The sequence below is a fragment of the Gluconobacter aidae genome (assembly GCF_009547075.1).
Taxonomy (GTDB): domain Bacteria; phylum Pseudomonadota; class Alphaproteobacteria; order Acetobacterales; family Acetobacteraceae; genus Gluconobacter; species Gluconobacter aidae.
Window position 1 is genome coordinate 16,605 of record NZ_WIPH01000012.1, and the last position, 15,545, is coordinate 32,149.

Sequence of the window (15,545 nt, forward strand, 5' to 3'; positions counted from 1 at the left end):
GGATAAGAATGACGGATGCCTCCAGGGTCGGGCTGGCGTTGGCCTATAACTGTGTGCAGATCCTTTATCCGGAGGGTCTGTCTGGAGCTTCGGTGACGGGGCGGCAGGTGGTGCTGCGGCGGGGGTGGCTGTTGCCGAGCGATCTTTTTGCGGCACAGAATATCCGTAACGACATCGACTTTGTCACCATCACCATGGCGCCCCGGAAAATGCCGGAATGGGCGGAACCTCTTGGACGGCCCTGGCGGGTGCAACAGAAGGCTGTTCCTACGGTTGGGGTTGTGGTTACGGATGGGACGGTTGAGATCGTCTTTTCCGGAACATCCACGCCTGCGGGTGTGGTGGCGGTCTGGCTGGATGACATGCCGCATGGGGGATCTCCTTCTGCGGCCTATGCGGTGACTGCGCAGGATACGCCTGCGACGGTTGCGGCGGCTCTGGCGGCGGCGTTGACGGATGGTGTGGCGAATGGGGCTGTCGTCAGTGTGCCGGGGCGGGTTCTGAACGGTAACGCCGTTGGGTATGGGCAGTCGGTCCGGGTGACGCGGCGGCAGGCGCAGCTTTATCGGGTTTCGATCTGGACGGCGGATGCGACGGCGCGGGAGACACTGGCTTCCGTGTTGGATGCGGCGCTGGCGGAGCAGAACTGGATCAGTACTCTGGACGGGCGGGAGGCTCAACTCCGGTTCCAGAGCGTGGAAGATGTCGACACGATGCAGAACGAGGCGTTGTATCGGCGGGATTATTTCTATGAGCTGGTGTTTGACACCCTTCAGGTGCAGTGGGCGCCCGAAATGCTGTGTGGCATCGGGAACCTGTCTGGAGATGGCGGGGTAGCGATGTCTTTCGGGGAGTTGGCTCCCGGGGGAGCGAACCAGACGGTAACGGCGGCTCTGGACGCCATGCAGGCGGTGGTGGCGGCGCAGGCTGCTGCTACGGCCTATCCGGGGCTGGGGGTTGATCGGTTTGGGACAGTTGTCGCTGCTGCCTGACGCAGAAGCTCAGGCAAAGCGCTGAAATTTCATCAGGAAAGCGGGTTGCTTCCGTGGGAGCGCCCGCTTTCTGCATTTTGGAGAGCGATCCGGGGATGTCTCTGGTCTATCAGGCGGGAACGCTGAATACCACGGCACTGACCGTGCCAAATCTTTATGTGCAGATCGCCCAGCCGCAGACGCTGGCCCTGGCGGGGGCGTCGTCTTCGCAACTGGGTATCGTGGGCACTGCCGGCTGGGGGCCGGTGGGAATGCCGCTGCCGATCGGGAGCATGAGCGACTATATCGCGGCGTTCGGCGGCAAGCAGAACAAGACGACGGATGCGGGTCTGGCGGTCAATATCGCTGTGATGCAGGAAGCGTCGTCTTTTGTTGTCGTCCGGGTGACGGACGGGACGGATGTGGCGGCATCCGGCATGCTGGATGGTGTGACGATCCAGGCTGTTCATACGGGTAGCGTGGGTAATGGCATCGTGGCGGCCGTGACGGCTACGGGTTCCGGATTTGCGCTTGCGGTCACGCATGCGGATCTGGGGGCTACGACCTATGCGGGAGCGGACTGGTCAGCCATTATGGCGGCAGTGGCGCAGGATCTGAATGCGCTGGTGAAGGTTGTGCTTCCGGAGACGGTTCCGGCTGTGGCTGCTGCGAATGTTACGCTTTCGGGAGGTACGGATGGCGGGGTGCCGACGACGGCTCAGTTCATCGGGCAGGACAGCACGGTGCGGACCGGTATGTATGCGCTGCGCGGGCAGGGCTGTGCGGTGGCGCTACTGCATGGTGTGACGGATAGTACGTCCTATACGGCTCAGGCGGCTTTCGGGACGTCCGAAGGGGTCTATATGATCGCTGTCGGGCCGGCTTCCGATACGGTGACGAATGCCATTTCGGTCAAGGCGGCGAGTGGGCTGGATGCGGCGTCGGTCAAGCTGATGTTCGGTGACTGGCTGTGGTGGAATGATGATGCCAACGGCATGATGCTGGTCAGCCCGCAGGCATTCGCAGGTGGCAGGCTGGCCGCTCTTTCGCCGGAGCAGTCCAGTCTGAACAAGGCGCTGTCGGGAATCGTGGGGAGCCAGAAGGCGGGTCTGACGGGCAGTAGTGCGACCTATTCCACGGCTGAACTGTCAGTGCTGTTTACGGCCGGAATTGATGTGATCTGCAATCCGGCGCCGGGTGGCACTTACTGGGCGGTGCGCTGTGGGCATAATGCGTCCAGCAAGAGCACCATGAATGGCGACAATTATACGCGCCTGACGAACTATATTGCGTCTTCGCTTGCGGGTGGCATGGGCGCTTATGTCGGCGAGGTGATCAACGACACGCTGTTCAGCGATATCCGTTCGACGCTTCTGGGTTTTCTGTCGTCGCTGCTATCGCAGGGGATTCTGGGCGTTCAGAATGGTGAACTGCCTTACAGTGTGGTCTGTGATTCGAGCAACAACCCGCAGTCCCGCACGGCGCTGGGCTATGTGCAGGCGGATGTGGCGGTTCGCTATCAGGGCATCAACGAGAAATTCATCGTCAATCTGCAGGGTGGTGCGTCTGTCACCGTGTCGTCTGCATCGGGGAGTGTCGGCTAAATGGCAAATCCATACAGCATTGGCCGGGATTGCCGGATTACGGTTCTGTGGAATGGTCAGCGGGTGGATCTGCGGGACGTCACGTCCTTCAGTGCGGCCCAGGAAACGCAGGCCCTGCGTGCAAATCCGCTGAACGGGGTGCCGCTGGAGTTCAATGTTCCCAATGGCTGGCGGGGGGCATTCCAGATTGCCCGCGCCAATGCGGCACTGGATAATCTGGTGGCGGCTGTTGAGGCTGCTTACTGGAATGCCGGGACGGTCGGCAGCGGGACGATCTATCAGTACGTGACCGAACCGGATGGGACGACCAGTACCTGGGAGTTCAGCAATGTCTCCATGCAGCTGAAGAGTGATCCCTGGCAGGCGGACCACATGATCCATCAGACAGTTCAGTTTTTTGCTTCTACGAGGACGAAAATTTCGTGAGTGATTTTCCGCAGGAAGTTGTTCTGTCCGATAGCCGGCGTCTGACGCCGCTTTTCGAGCGTGATGCGGATGAGGATCTGCGGGACGTCGCAAAAAACTGAGCCGGCACTCCGGGTTCCAGGAGATGCTGTATCTGCTGGATCACGGGGTGCCATGGGATGTTTTGCGAGGATGGTCGAGAGCGCGGCGTCTGGCCGCGTGTGTCATTACCGGAGAGCGGGAAGGGCACTGTTTTGACTGGGATATGATGGGTTATCGGGGAGAGATATGATGCGGGAGCACATCTGGCGGTCTCTTCTCTCGGTCAGGACGTTTTTCACAGCTTCTTCCAGAGGGTTGGCGTGGGCGCGTCGGTCGTTTCCGATTGCGGCGGTGCCACGGCTGAAACAACAGGTTGGGATCGTGCCGTCGCGCATCAGAGGGCTCCTGGTTTCCGGGAGTACGGTGCGGGGGGGCGGCTTTCAAAGAAGAGAGGGTATTCAGGACATTGCACCTGCTCGCAAATCGGGTGGAGTACTTCATTCGGTTTTGTTTCCCATGCGGGAAAAACAGCGGGTGGTGCGGATCCTGCGACCAGGGCTTCCTTTGAAGCCTTTTTCCATTGTCGCAGAAAAAGTGGGAATACGTGCGGCTGTGCATGAGATGACTGCTTTTCCGAAACGGGGGGGGCGATTGGATGCAAAGTCGGGGCGGGCTGTGGTGGCGCGGAAGCGGACTGCTGCTGATGTCGGGCGAGCAGTGGCATTCCTCGATCGGGGGGGAATGATTGAGCGTGCATTGCCTGTCGGGCGTATCAGGTATGGTGCGGCGGGCGTGTCTCCTGTCGTTCGCCGGGCAGTACTGGCGGCTGAAAGCTCGGCCTGTATTCCGTCAGTTCGGAAACAGACCGTGCATGCGCCATCGTCTGAAGGAGCCGGACGGGAACATGACGCGCTTCCAGCCTTTCCGGCGCTCCGGAATTATCACGACAGGAACACTGTGAGTGGTGATGCGGGTCACGAGATGAGGCGTGATGATTTCTCGTTCGGTAATCGCAGGTCCCGTCTGGCCGCGCGGCGTTCTGGCGGGGGGGTGGATGAAATCATGCAGCCTCAGTATCCGGGCCGAAGTATCGGATTTTTCTGACAGAGGAGGTGTTCCCCGATGGGTACTGGTCTTTCCGACATCGAAAATGCCATTGGTGCCGTAGGACGGCTGGGGTCATCATCTCCTGTCATACTGGGAAATCTGGTTCTGACGGGAATTGAAGTTCCCGATACGCTTCAGGTTGGCGGTCGGCAGATGCTGGTTGTGCATCGTCTTCCGGGGGGCGGGCGTGTTGTTGATGCGCTGGGCAACGATCCGGGGCGTCTGGAACTGAAAGGGCGGTTTCTTGGTCCGGATGCGCAGATGCGGGCGCAGGCCGTTGAACGCATGCGGATGGCAGGTCAGCAGGTTGCTTTTTCGGCTGCGGGTCTCTCTGTCCAGGTCTGGATTGCCCAGTTCCATTATGTCTATCAGGCAAAAGGTGCTGTTTGCTCCTATACGCTGGTTCTTGAGCGACCACAGGAAACGACGGTTGTACAGACTTCCGGGACCTTGTCCGGAGTTCTTGGAGATGATGTCGGGAGTGCTCTCGACAGTTTTTCCAGCGTTGTTTCGGATGTTTCCGAAGGGGTTTTTACGGCGGTGGGGCAGGTGTCTTCGGTTGTCGGACAGGTCATGCCACTGGCGACGCTTGTTGGTACCGGGGGGTTTGCCTCGAAGGTGACGGATGCTCTGGGGACGGTCAACGGCGTGGCGCAGAGTGGTATGAATCTCGCTACGGTGCCTTCCGCGCTGACCTCTGTTGCCGGGGGGCTGGAAAATGCGGGAAGTGGGTTGCAGTCCATTCTGACCGGAGCCGGGCAGAATGTTGAAGCCATTCAGCCGGTCAACAGTGTTTCACTGAATGCTTTGGGACAGAACGCGGCGCTTCTGAGCGCTGCGGCCGATGCGGGCAGTCTGGTGAATCGCTCTGCGGCGAATATTGCTGTGGCGCAGGGGCAATCGACGTCTCTGCCGTCCGTTTTCGCATGAGGACATGATGCAGGATATTATTGTCAGTGCTGCGGATATTTCGCTGTTTCATGTGGCCGCGCGTGAGCTTGGGAATGCTTCTCAATGGTGGAGGATTGCGCAGGTCAACGGGATGACGGATCCGGATCTGGGATGGATTTCCGAAACTGTCGTGCTGAAGGTGCCGGCGGTCGAGAGTGATCTGGTATCGGGTTTGCCTGACGGGGTGTTGGAATGAGCGTCAGAAACCTGGAAGTCCAGGTTCTTTTTGATGGGCAGGTTGATCCGGTTCTGGCGCTTCTGCGGTTCGAGATTGATGCGAACCGGTATGAAGCCTGTGATGTCGCATCGCTGCGTTTTGCCGTCAGGAACCCAGCGCAGCAGGCTTTGTGGTTTGAAACGGAGCAACCCGCCCGGAAGTGGGTGATCCTCCAGATGCGGGATAAGCAGAGCGTTTCGTCTTCGTGGACTACGCTGTTTGAGGGCCGGATCGACCATATTGAATATGCGGCCGAGCATGCCGTTCTGGAAGTGGAATGCCGGGATGCGCTGGCGGCTCTGATGGATCTGCGGATTCAGGATGCGTGGCTTAACCATACCCAGCAGGAATTGCTGGAAATCATGGCGCAGGCTGCGGGGCTGGATGCGGCGATTGCGCTCCCCTCTGATCAGGCTACGCTTATGGCGGGTCAGTTCTGGCAGATCGAGCATAAGCGCGGTGCTCTCATGGGGCAGCACCGTTTTCAGACGGCGGCGGATCTTGCGTTCACGATTGCCCGGGATTCTTTTTGCGACCTTTACGGCAGTGGAACATCTCTTGTCTGCCAGCCACTGGGCTCGTCTTCCGATACGGGTGTGCAGGTGACAGACATGCGGAACGCGGTTCTTGAAACCAGTGTTGCGCGGGATCTGCAGCTTCTGTCCGGTGTGGTTGTGCACATGGCATCGTGGGATTCACGTCAGAGAAGTACGACGCAGATTTATTATGATGGCGTTTCATTTTCTCAGGAAGTCCCGTCGGGAAACGCCAGTATCCATACCTTTCGTGTTCCCGGACGGCGGCTGGACGAGTTGCAAAGGCTGGCGCGTGGCAAGCATGCACGCATTGCTGCGCATGCGTTGTCTGTGCGGATCAGGATTCCGGGTGTGTTGGGTATTGCGCCAAGAAACTACATGACTGTCGTGACGGGAAATGGGGAAAAGACCCTGGGGATTGATCAGGTGATCTCCCGGTTTTCCGTGGAGCAGGGATTTGTGCAGCAGGTTGTTCTGAGGGATCGCGGAGGTGGGACATGAGTGATGCCCGTTTTGATGCCGCTGCCCTTCAAGGCAGGACGGCGCATACGATGTTTGGAATCGTCTCAGCCGTCGATCCTGTCAATCATGCCGTAAAGGTACGGATCCAGCCTGAAAACGTGGAAACGGGCTGGATTCCGGATGCTGGCGGGGTGCATGCGGGAGATTTGCGGATTGCGTGTCCGTCTTCTCCAGGTACGCATGTTGTTCTTCAGCCTGTTGAGGGGGACGGAGAGCATCTTGTTGTGACGGGGTGTGTGTTTGACACGGTGGTGATGGCGCCTGTGTCTCCTCTGACCGGAGCCGTTGCGCAGCCTGGCGAACTGCTTGTCAAAGGGGGATGTGGTCGTCCGCCACTTTCCTCGTCAGGCGCTTCCGGGGCGACGTCTTCGGAAGCGGGCTGGCTGCATGTCGGGTCTGGTGGTGTGGCGGCGGGTGCGGGAAATTCACGGATTGTTTTGAAGGACGGTGGCATCAGTTTTTCTGTTGGTGGGACAAGCATGACCCTGACATCTGCCGGGTTGACGGTTTCGGGGGGAGATGTGCGTACGGATCAGCATTCGCTGAATGGGCATGTTCATTTGCTGGGAAGTCAGAAGACGGAAGGACCGCTTGGATGATCGCTCTTTCACATGTTTTCGGGAACGATCTGGTTCTGAACTCCGGCACGCTTCAGACGGTCTCTGGCACGGAGTTGACGAGGCAGAGTCTGTTGAGGCGTTTGCTGACCGTTTCCGGGGATTATATCTGGCAGCTGGATTACGGGGTGGGGCTGCCTACTCATGGTCGGTCAGGTCGTTGCAGCGGAAGCGATGGAATCTGTCATCCGGGCGCAGGTTCAGGCCGATGCCGGGGTGGATTCATCGCAGGCCGTGACAGTGACTGTGACGGATGAGGGCACCGGTGTGTGTAAATGCGACGTGTTCTATGTCGATGCGGCATCCGGTCAGCAGCAGAGCCTGTCTTTTTCCTACTGAAATGATGAGAGCGGCACAGTATTGAACCGCTCCAAGAGGATGCGATGTCTCTCTCCTTACGTTCCTTTTCCACGACTGTTTCGGCGGCAGTGACAACGGCGCAGGCCTCATGTTCCCAACTGCTGGATGTTTCCATCGGATCGCCTGTTCGGGCGCTTATGGAAGGTGTCGGCGGTGTGGGATTGTGGTTGCAGTATCTGGTATTGCAATCACTGTTACGGACCCGTCTGGCGACGTCGACGGGATCGGACTGTGACAGTTTCGTCAATGATTTTGGCATGACCCGTCTGCCGGGAACGCCAGCGACAGGGCTTGTGACGTTTACGTCCTTTATAGCCAGCGAGCAGTCGGCGGTTGTTCCGCCCGGAGTGATTGTGCGCACTGTGGGGGGAATATCCTTTGTCGTGACGCAGGATCAGTCCTTGCCGACATGGTCCGCATCTGCTGGCGGATATGTTCGTGAGGCAGGTATGACGACGCTGTCTGTGCCTGTTTCGTGCCAGGTGGCGGGGGCGGCCGGAAATGTCTCGGTCGGTGCGATCTGCCTGATGGGTACGGCGGTCTCTGGGCTGGATACCGTGACGAATCCGGCGCCTTTCCTGAATGGTTCCGACCAGGAGACGGATAGTCAGCTGAGGGCACGTTTTCCGCTCTGGCTGGCGGCGAAGGCTTCTGCCAGTCGGGCCGCAGTGGGGAATGCCATTGCCAACGTCCAGACGGATCTGAGTTATTCGCTCCGGGATGGTCTGGATGCGGCGGGTGTTGCGCGGAGCGGATACTTTACGGCTGTGGTCAATGACGGAAGTGGGGGGCCGTCGGATCAGCTGTTGTCGAATGTCTATGAGGTCATTGATTCTGTTCGGGCCCTGGGGGTCGGGTTTGGTGTGCAGGTTCCACAGGTTCTGACGGTGGATGTGTCCATGGATGTTGTGGTGCCGTCTTCCGTTTCGGTTCAGCAGGCGGCAAGCGCCATTCAGTCTGTCGTGTCGAAAGATATTGCCGCGATGACCGTGGGGGCCGGATATCCGTATAGCCGTCTTTCCTACCTGGCCTATGCGGGCGCGGGAATCTCCGTGACGTCGGTTCTGAATGTCCGTCTCAATGGAGGGCAGGCTGATATTCCTGCCAATGGCAATCAGGCGCTCGTGGTTGGAAGCATTCAGATCAATGTCACTCAGGGCTGAGGATCCGGGATCTGGATCCATCGGCAGGGATGAGGAATTTTCATGGCGGTATTTAATACATATCCGAAACTCGAATCCCTGACGGGAGAAGAGGTCCTTGTTCTGGCGGATGCCAGCGGAACACGGACAGTGACGGCGACTGTGGCCCAGGTGGCTGAAGCTTCTGTCAGCGTTTCGGCCAGTGGTCAGTTCTATGCCGACAAGGGCGCGCAGGTAAAACGTTTTGCGGATCGGCTTCTTGTCGGCGTTGCGGCGGAGAATCCTGCTCTGAGTGATCGGGCCAGTTCTTCGGAAAATGACTGGCTGTCGGAGACCATGGCAGCGACGTCCATTGGTCCGTGGGCATTGCAGGATGCCCAGTGCGCGTCGGTTGCGCAGTTTGGCAACAGTGCGTTCGTCGCGGGGTCGCGGACGTCGGATGCGGTGAGCGGCTCTTCGGTTCTGGGGTTTCAGCCTAGCTCCATCGGAGTGGCGTCCTGGGGGATTTCCGACGATACGTCCAATCCTACCACGACCACTGCCTATGCCTATTACGGTGAAGCGTGGCGGATGGCCGGAGTGGATTACCAGCCGACTTTTGGGATGGAACTTGAGGCCGTCAATTTCGGTGGTCTTGCCGTGGGGCAGTCCACGCCTTATGCGCCGAATGTCGGGGGTGGCGTGTATGGAATCCAGCTTGGCGCAGGTGGTGGGCAGACGTCCGGGACGTCCGATGCCGCAGCGGGAATAGTATTTGTTTCTAATCCGAATTCATGGCAGACGGGTATCGTTTTTGGTGCCCAGTCCCTGACGGGAACGGATGGGAAGGATTCCGGATATGCGTCGGCTGTTTCTCTGGCGCGGAATCATGCCGTCGAATGGCATACGCCCGAGACCGTTTCCGGGGTGGCGGGGGCGAATGTGGGGGCATTTGTCCGCTCCACGGTGACGGAACGTACCAGTGGCACGCGGCAGGAATTTACCGATGACGGAATCCTGTTTGGCAATATCGAGGGTGAAACACTCTTCTCGATTGCCGGCATGGCCAGCCCGACCAATGCGCTTCAGGTTCAGGCGGGAGCCGGGACTCAGGCAGCGGGTCTGTATGTGCAGGAAGGAACGGGAGGTTCGGGAAATCTTGGACTTTTTCCCGCAAGCGGGGGAGAGATTCAGATGACATCGCCGGTCACTGGGGCCGGAGGCACGATGCCGGCTGTGGCAGATGGTGGTTTTCTTCATATCAACATCAATGGTGCCGATTATCGTATCCCACTGATGAGCCCTAGCCAGGCTGGGGGATGATCGGATGGGTATTCTCAATGAAGAAGGCCGGGATATTCTCCGGGCATCGGATGGAAGCATTCTTTTTGATACGGGACCTGCTCCAGGTTCGGTAGAGGATTTTTCAGGTCGGCTCCGGCGCCTGTTGCCCAAGGGGTGGTTTCCGTCGGAGCCTCAGGGGCTGGATGAGGATGCGGCACCGGTACTGGCTGCGCTTCTGCGCGGGTTTGGTGCTGTCCTGGCTGGCATCTGGCAACTGATGCTGGAGTGTTCTCAGCAGATGCGTCTTTCGACGATGAGCGGCGCTTTTTTAGACATGGCTGCGGGGGATTACTTCGGTGAAGGCGGTCTGATCCGCCAGGCGTCCGAGACAGATGCCGTCTATCGCAAGCGCATCAGTGCTTCGCTGTTTGCCGAACGCAACACCCGGCAGGCCGTGACGAATGCGATCGTCGCAGCGACCGGCGTCCAGCCGGTCATCATTGAAACCCTCAATGCGGCTGACTGCCATGCCTTTGGGTGCGCAACGTCGCCTGCCATGGGCGGGGGGTGCGGTTATGGTGCGGCGGCCCTGCGTTACGGCAGCCTTCAGGGTGGTCAGTTCTTTGTAGAAACACAGTTGGGAAAGGCCGCAGATCTGGCGACAGTCTGCCGCGCCGTCGATCAGACGGCGGCCATGGGCGTTACCGGCTGGATCAAGGTGAAAAATTAATGGACCGGGCAATCGTTTATGCGGGATCCATCCCGCTCGACACGGATCTTCTGCGGGCCGGGCGATATACCAAGGCCGCTTTCGGAAACCTGGCGTCCATGCTGTACGGTCCGAATGTCATGGCAGCGTCCGGACTGGGATATTCTGCATCCTCCAGCGATCTGAGCCTGACGGTCGAGGCGGGTTCGATCCTGGCGCCGGGCGTCATGGACGCCACCAACCTGGGCGGCAATGGCGGGGGGCTTGCGGCGGATACAACGGCTCTCACATGCCAGTATATCAGTACGACATCGCAGACTGTTACGCTTCCGGGGAGCGGAAATACCTATACCGTTTATGCAGTCTGCTCCGAGCAGGATGCCGATCCGGCCGTGCTGCCGTTTTTCAATGCCAGCAATCCGTCGCAGACGCAGGCAGGAATCCAGAATGACGGTGGCGCGCTGCCGGTGCGCCGGGCAGGTGTGATTTCTCTGGTGGGTGCTGCAAATCCGCCTTCCGCTCCTGCTGGCGGATGTGTTGTCGCACTTTATACGATCGCGGTGCCGCAGGGGGCAAGCAGCCTGTCAGGTGTGGCAGTTCAGCCAGGGCAGGTTTTCTGGCCGACCATCCCGGAACTGGCGACGCAGGCTCTGCTCAAGGCTTGCACGGAACCCATGACGCTGCTGACTGTAAATGGCTCGGTTTCCGTTCCAGCATGGGCATCCCGTGTGGAATTGCGCGTTATCGGCGGCGGCGGCGGCGGTGCTGCTTCTCAGTCGATGACGACTGCCGGTGCGTTTTCTGGTGCCGGTGGCGGTGGTGGGGGAGATGCCTGGGGTATCTATGCCGTCAGCCCCACGCAGGGGAATGGTCTGGCGATTACCGTCGGAAGTGGCGGCGGGTCCGAGCAGACGGGAGGAACCTCCCTTGTGAGTTACAACGGGCAGACGCTCCTTCAGGCCGAAGGTGGACAGGGCGGAAGTTTTTATTCCACGACCGGATCTGCGGGCGGTGTGGGCGGCAATGCTTCCGGCGGCACGATCTGGAACCAGAGCGGAACCTCTGGTGGGGACGGGCAGTGCAATGCCTATACCTTCTCCGGATATGGTGGGGATGGTCCCTGGGGAGGTGCGGGACGTTGTGGCAACCAGGGTGGGCGCCTTGCAACGCGGTATGGCGCTGGTGGCGGCGGTTCTTACTCCGCAACGGCTGAGGGGGTGTCTTCCAGTGGTGGCACCGGGTTTCAGGGCTGTGTGCTGTACCGCTTCCTGCCCTGAGGCGGCATTCAGTTCAGTGAGAGCGTATCATCTGCCATATCGGGCGGGGGCATGGTCTTGCTGAACTGTCTGACGTCTTCTGCCGAAACAGGAGAGGTGTTGTTGCCCCAGGCATGGCGGATGAAGGTCACGACATCGGCAATCTGCTGATCGGTCAGCTTGTGATTGAAAGCGGGCATGGTGATGGAAGAGGGCGCGGCTGTCATGGCGGGAAGACTCGCGCCCTTCTGGACGATGTGAACGAGAGACACAGGATCGCTCTGCATCATGACAGGATTGCCAGCCAGGGCTGGAAAGACGGCTGGATAGCCTTTTCCATCAGTCCGGTGACAGGCTGCGCACCGATCGACATAGATGCGGGCGCCGCGTGAGGACAGATCCGCTTTGTGAAGCTGCTCGGTGATCGTGGGATCATACGTCCATGGCGTCTGTGTCCGGTCGGCGGGCGGCAGACTTTTGAGATAATGTGCGATGGCGTGCAGGTCGTTGTCCGTCAGTTTCTGTGTGCCGTGCAGAATGGCCGAGGTCATGGAGCCGAAAACGCTACCGGTGTTCGAACGGCCGGTCCTGAGGAATGAAACGATGTCCTCCTCGCTCCAGCGGCCCAGTCCAGTCCGGTTTTCCTGGCGGAGTGATGGGGGCATCCAGCCATCTACGGGTGCACCACCAGCCAGGTAAAGGCTGCCGTCATGCGCAGTCAGGGCTTTTTCCTGCATTGTGATGGCGCGTGGAGAATGGCAGGCGCCGCAATGAGCGGGTCCTTCCACGAGATAGGCGCCCCGCGCAAGCAGTGGGTCGGTGAACTCTTCTGCCGTGCTGGCGATCGCCTTATGGGGCGTGGGAGCAAAGGCCCAGCGCCAGAATGTCAGAGGCCAGCGAATGGAAAGCGGCCAGGGAATTTCGTTCCTGGGTGCTGAAACCGGCACGGCTTTAACGCCGTCCCTGAAATAGACAAAAAGAGCGTGAATATCGCTGTCTGTCAGTCGGGCATAGGACGGAAAGGGCATGGCGGGATAAAGTGTCGAGCCATCCCGGCGGATGCCTTGTCGCAACGCCTGTCCGAACTGGGCTTCCGTATAGCGGCCGATCCCGTGATCGGGATCCGGAGTAATGTTGGTGGAATAGATTTTTCCCATTGGCAGGGAAAATGATACACCTCCGGAATACTCCGGTTTGCCATGAACGGAATGACAGGCGGCACAATCGGACGCTGCGGCCAGATAGCGTCCTTTTTCTACAATGGCTTTGTCAGAGGCCTGCGCTGTGGCTTCTGCTGTGAGACCCATCCCCAGAAAGCACGCGATGACCAGCGGCCACTTCATGCTTTCACCAGGGGGCCGGGGGATTTCAGGTAGGTCGTCCGGATGTGATGTGCGGCCCAGTAGGCCAGAGCGGCCACCATTCCCGTTGGATTATAGCCCATTCCCTGCGGGAAAGCGTTCGATCCGATGACAAAGACATTGGATACATCCCAGCTCTGGAGATAGCGGTTGAGCGCGCTTGTCTGGGGATTGTCTCCCATGATGGCGCCACCTCCCAGATGGGTGGTCTGATAATTACGGGTGTCAAAGGGCTGCCCGGCATTGAGATGAACCAGATTCATCTTTGTCGCCCCCATCGCGCGGGCGATGGGCTCGATCCTGCTGACGACATACTGGTTCATGCGGATATCATTGTCCTTCCACGTGAAGGTCATGCGAAGCAGTGGCTGCCCGTAAACATCTTTCCAGGTCGGATCGAGATCCAGATAGACATCCCGATACGCCATATTGCTTCCATGGGCATCAATAACCAGCGAATGCTTGTAGGTATTGATCAGGGCATTCTTGTAGGCCGAGCCCCATCGTGGTGTTCCACCTCCGCCAGCGCCTATGGCGGCGGCAATCGGTTTCACACCCGCCTGATTGACCCAGACAGGCGATCCCCCCACAAAACCAAGCGGCCCATGGTCGAAATTCATGCTGTTGAAATCATCAATGGCCACACCGGCTCCACCGGCTCCGACGAACTGGTTGGTGTAGGTCGAAGAGGGGAGCCAGACGCGCGAGGATGTAATGGTCTGATAAACGAAATTGCGCCCGACCGTCCCGGTATTGCTGACCGGATCGTAAGGTTTCCCAATTCCGGACACCAGCATCAGATGAACATTGTTGAACTGGAACGCACCCAGGACCACCAGATCGGCAGAAAGCGAGGTTTCTTTCCGGGTCTTCGTATCCAGATAGGTCACCCCGGTTGCTTTCGTTTTCGTGTGGTCGAGATCGACCCGAAGGACATGGGCATTCGGGATAAGGGTAAATCCTGGGTCCTGCCGTAATGCGGGCAGGATATTCACGTTGGGCGAGGCCTTGGAATACAGGTAGCAGTCATAGCCGCTGCAATAACCGCAGAAATTGCATGGTCCCATCTGACAGCCATAGGTATTGGTGTATTGTCGTGATGCGTTGGCAGCAGGCAGGGCGTAGGGATGATATCCTGCATTTTTTGCAGCATCGCGGAAGATCGATGCTGAAAAGGTGTCCTTCAGGGCTGGGAGTGGAAAATTATCGGAACGATCCGGAGAAAAAACATTTCCGTTTCCGATGATTTTTCCCTGAACCTTGTACGCTTCCCCTGACGTTCCAAAGACCTTTTCCGCCTTGTCGAAAAACGGTTCGAGTTCTTCATAGGTGACGCCATAATCCTGAAGGTTCATGCCTTCGGGAATGAATTTCGCACCGTAACGTTCGATCACGGAGCTCCGCAGTCTCAGATCTTCGGGGGCAACGCGAAAATGCACTCCCGACCAGTGCAGTCCTGCGCCGCCCACGCCTTCTCCGGGCAGAAAGGCTGCGAGCTGACGGTAAGGCAGTGCCGTCTGATCCATCGTGTTGCGGATCGTCACCGTGGACTGGGACAGATTCTGGAAAAGGCGCTTGCGCACGGCGCCGCGCAGTTCGTCAATCGATTCCGGATAAGCACCTTCGACGGGTGTCGTCCGCTCGGGGCCACGTTCCAGCATGATGACTGACAGTCCGGCTTCGGTCAGTTCCTTGGCCATGATCGAGCTGGCCCAGCCAGCGCCAACGATGACTGCATCAACATGCGTCCTGCCCATCTTAAGCGGTCTCCCCTGCAATGGAGACCGGTGCGAGGGGATAGGGAGCGCCTTCCTGATTGACCCAGTCCATGAAATCCGCCTTGGCGCCAGGGAAACCCAGCATGATCCAGCCGCCAAGCCCCCGGTTGCCGCCGTAAAGCGGATCGGCGAAGGTGCCTTCAAGTGTATTGGTCCGGAGCTGCTCGAAAAAGACTCGTCCCGGGACTTCCCCTAGCTGGACCGATCCCCCTTCCAGCGCCGTCAGGATTTCATCCTGCTGCACCGCCGGAAGGTCTGCAAAGCCTTTGCCGTAATGTTGTCGGGTGTAGTGCTCAACGCCTGCGATGCCCTTGCGATACAGGTCGCGCGGTGCAAAGGGGAGCTGATACCCCAGATTGGCCGGTCCCTGCTGGAAGGGGCCGGACATGTACCAGTTTTCCCCCCGGGCATAAGGGGTCTGCATCTGACGGTCGATGAATTCCGCCGCCCCCAGCGCTTTTGCGCCCGGCCCGTTATCGTCAGCAGGAAAGAGGCGCTCGCTGGCTGCCTCTACAAACCGGTATTCCATCGTATCGAAAAAGGTGGGTTGATAGGGATGGGCTGCCTCAGCCGCCAGCGCTGCCGTCCATGAGGCATTTCCCGAAGCCATCCAGAATGACGTGGTCCCAAGAAGCCCCTTCACGAAACTGCGGCGGAGCGGACGGTTCAGTGTCGGTTCCATGGGGGGCACAGGTTTCTCCGGA

At 59.0% G+C, this 15,545-nt stretch carries 15 protein-coding genes; 12 read left to right on the forward strand and 3 right to left on the reverse strand.

Annotated elements, in window-relative coordinates; translation table 11 throughout:
• Positions 1-8: 8 nt before the first annotated feature.
• From GFJ39_RS07145 to GFJ39_RS07200, 12 genes are all read left to right on the forward strand, one after another.
• Positions 9-992, forward strand: coding sequence for a hypothetical protein (locus GFJ39_RS07145; RefSeq protein ID WP_153430686.1), 984 nt, complete (start codon positions 9-11; stop codon positions 990-992).
• Between the two features lie 95 nt (positions 993-1,087).
• Positions 1,088-2,575: a phage tail protein gene (locus GFJ39_RS07150; protein ID WP_153430735.1), complete on the forward strand. Its 1,488-nt coding sequence runs from the start codon at positions 1,088-1,090 to the stop codon at positions 2,573-2,575.
• On the forward strand, positions 2,576-3,001 hold the full coding sequence (locus GFJ39_RS07155) for a hypothetical protein (RefSeq protein ID WP_011252772.1): 426 nt from the start codon (positions 2,576-2,578) through the stop codon (positions 2,999-3,001).
• Between the two features lie 1,143 nt (positions 3,002-4,144).
• Positions 4,145-5,059, forward strand: coding sequence for a hypothetical protein (locus tag GFJ39_RS07160; RefSeq protein WP_153430687.1), 915 nt, complete (start codon positions 4,145-4,147; stop codon positions 5,057-5,059).
• A gap of 4 nt (positions 5,060-5,063) precedes the next feature.
• On the forward strand, positions 5,064-5,276 hold the full coding sequence (locus GFJ39_RS07165; RefSeq protein WP_024717029.1) for a hypothetical protein: 213 nt from the start codon (positions 5,064-5,066) through the stop codon (positions 5,274-5,276).
• A complete protein-coding gene (locus GFJ39_RS07170) occupies positions 5,273-6,334 on the forward strand; it encodes a hypothetical protein (RefSeq protein WP_153430688.1) in 1,062 nt (353 codons plus the stop codon). Before GFJ39_RS07165 ends, GFJ39_RS07170 begins: the two co-directional genes overlap by 4 nt.
• Positions 6,331-6,954 (forward strand): baseplate assembly protein, encoded by a 624-nt coding sequence (locus tag GFJ39_RS07175; protein WP_153430689.1) that lies wholly within the window; start codon positions 6,331-6,333, stop codon positions 6,952-6,954. The genes GFJ39_RS07170 and GFJ39_RS07175 overlap by 4 nt, the downstream gene beginning before the upstream one ends.
• Positions 6,955-7,116: 162 nt before the next feature.
• On the forward strand, positions 7,117-7,311 hold the full coding sequence (locus GFJ39_RS14205; RefSeq protein ID WP_228391835.1) for a hypothetical protein: 195 nt from the start codon (positions 7,117-7,119) through the stop codon (positions 7,309-7,311).
• A 44-nt stretch (positions 7,312-7,355) separates the two neighbouring features.
• On the forward strand, positions 7,356-8,495 hold the full coding sequence (locus GFJ39_RS07185) for a baseplate J/gp47 family protein (RefSeq protein WP_153430690.1): 1,140 nt from the start codon (positions 7,356-7,358) through the stop codon (positions 8,493-8,495).
• 42 nt (positions 8,496-8,537) lie between these two features.
• Positions 8,538-9,776, forward strand: a complete 1,239-nt coding sequence (locus GFJ39_RS07190) for a hypothetical protein (protein ID WP_153430691.1) — start codon at positions 8,538-8,540, stop codon at positions 9,774-9,776.
• Positions 9,777-9,780: 4 nt separating this feature from the next.
• Positions 9,781-10,467, forward strand: a complete 687-nt coding sequence (locus GFJ39_RS07195) for a hypothetical protein (RefSeq protein WP_153430692.1) — start codon at positions 9,781-9,783, stop codon at positions 10,465-10,467.
• Positions 10,467-11,723: a glycine-rich domain-containing protein gene (locus GFJ39_RS07200; protein WP_153430693.1), complete on the forward strand. Its 1,257-nt coding sequence runs from the start codon at positions 10,467-10,469 to the stop codon at positions 11,721-11,723. Before GFJ39_RS07195 ends, GFJ39_RS07200 begins: the two co-directional genes overlap by 1 nt.
• Before the next feature lie 8 nt (positions 11,724-11,731).
• On the opposite strand, the gene GFJ39_RS07205 is transcribed toward GFJ39_RS07200, so the two are convergent.
• The 3 genes from GFJ39_RS07205 to GFJ39_RS07215 are packed head-to-tail and all read right to left on the reverse strand — an operon-like array spanning position 11,732 to position 15,532.
• Positions 11,732-13,045: a cytochrome c gene (locus GFJ39_RS07205; protein ID WP_153430694.1), complete on the reverse strand. Its 1,314-nt coding sequence runs from the start codon at positions 13,043-13,045 to the stop codon at positions 11,732-11,734.
• Complete coding sequence (locus GFJ39_RS07210) at positions 13,042-14,820, reverse strand: GMC family oxidoreductase (protein ID WP_153430695.1); 1,779 nt, start codon at positions 14,818-14,820, stop codon at positions 13,042-13,044. The genes GFJ39_RS07205 and GFJ39_RS07210 overlap by 4 nt, the downstream gene beginning before the upstream one ends.
• A 1-nt stretch (position 14,821) precedes the next feature.
• Positions 14,822-15,532, reverse strand: a complete 711-nt coding sequence (locus tag GFJ39_RS07215) for a gluconate 2-dehydrogenase subunit 3 family protein (RefSeq protein ID WP_325062863.1) — start codon at positions 15,530-15,532, stop codon at positions 14,822-14,824.
• Positions 15,533-15,545 lie beyond the last annotated feature (13 nt).

Coding starts and splice junctions, on each gene's coding strand:
- GFJ39_RS07165 (WP_024717029.1), top strand. CDS start 5,064: ATGATGCAGGATATTATTGTCAGTGCTGCGGATATTTCGCTGTTTCAT.
- GFJ39_RS07175 (WP_153430689.1), top strand. CDS start 6,331: ATGAGTGATGCCCGTTTTGATGCCGCTGCCCTTCAAGGCAGGACGGCG.
- GFJ39_RS07150 (WP_153430735.1), top strand. CDS start 1,088: ATGTCTCTGGTCTATCAGGCGGGAACGCTGAATACCACGGCACTGACC.
- GFJ39_RS07170 (WP_153430688.1), top strand. CDS start 5,273: ATGAGCGTCAGAAACCTGGAAGTCCAGGTTCTTTTTGATGGGCAGGTT.
- GFJ39_RS07160 (WP_153430687.1), top strand. CDS start 4,145: ATGGGTACTGGTCTTTCCGACATCGAAAATGCCATTGGTGCCGTAGGA.
- GFJ39_RS07145 (WP_153430686.1), top strand. CDS start 9: ATGACGGATGCCTCCAGGGTCGGGCTGGCGTTGGCCTATAACTGTGTG.
- GFJ39_RS07155 (WP_011252772.1), top strand. CDS start 2,576: ATGGCAAATCCATACAGCATTGGCCGGGATTGCCGGATTACGGTTCTG.
- GFJ39_RS14205 (WP_228391835.1), top strand. CDS start 7,117: ATGGTCGGTCAGGTCGTTGCAGCGGAAGCGATGGAATCTGTCATCCGG.
- GFJ39_RS07210 (WP_153430695.1), bottom strand. CDS start 14,820: ATGGGCAGGACGCATGTTGATGCAGTCATCGTTGGCGCTGGCTGGGCC.
- GFJ39_RS07195 (WP_153430692.1), top strand. CDS start 9,781: ATGGGTATTCTCAATGAAGAAGGCCGGGATATTCTCCGGGCATCGGAT.
- GFJ39_RS07205 (WP_153430694.1), bottom strand. CDS start 13,045: ATGAAGTGGCCGCTGGTCATCGCGTGCTTTCTGGGGATGGGTCTCACA.
- GFJ39_RS07200 (WP_153430693.1), top strand. CDS start 10,467: ATGGACCGGGCAATCGTTTATGCGGGATCCATCCCGCTCGACACGGAT.
- GFJ39_RS07185 (WP_153430690.1), top strand. CDS start 7,356: ATGTCTCTCTCCTTACGTTCCTTTTCCACGACTGTTTCGGCGGCAGTG.
- GFJ39_RS07190 (WP_153430691.1), top strand. CDS start 8,538: ATGGCGGTATTTAATACATATCCGAAACTCGAATCCCTGACGGGAGAA.